The sequence below is a fragment of the Dellaglioa sp. CoH-56-MRSF-13 genome, from assembly GCF_056782095.1.
Window position 1 is genome coordinate 1 of record NZ_JBXAYC010000096.1, and the last position, 359, is coordinate 359.

General features: G+C 56.3%; 1 protein-coding gene. It reads right to left on the minus strand.

Annotation, left to right across the window (positions count from 1 at the left end; translation table 11 throughout):
- Nucleotide 1 precedes the first annotated feature (1 nt).
- The gene (locus AC1RP1_RS08060; protein ID WP_281106395.1) at nt 2–277 is read right to left on the minus strand and encodes a hypothetical protein; all 276 of its coding nucleotides are present in this window, start codon (nt 275–277) and stop codon (nt 2–4) included.
- Nucleotides 278–359: the final 82 nt, after the last annotated feature.

The window sequence follows — 359 nt, forward strand, 5'->3', positions numbered from 1 at the left end:
TTTACTCTCCTTGTTTTTGTGCGTGAAGCACTGCACTGATTTCGCGCAGCCGATCAGTGATCGGCTGTCCCTTGCTGTCCGCGTAAAACTCTTCGAACAGCTCGATCACGTCGTTCACGGCATGCGCCAACTCCGCGACCTCCCGCAGCCTTTGGTTCGCCTGATTGAGGCGCTCGTATGCTTGCTTCAGGCACCTGTCACGGAACAGGATGCCACCGACCGCCATTTCCAGACGCTCTTCCACCGTGTATAGCGGGTTTTCCCAGAGTTCGTTCATCGCACGGACTTCCCACGATAGGAACCGTCGTCGATGTCATGGAACCGACGCGGGTGCGGTTTATCAAACCAGCCATCGAGAT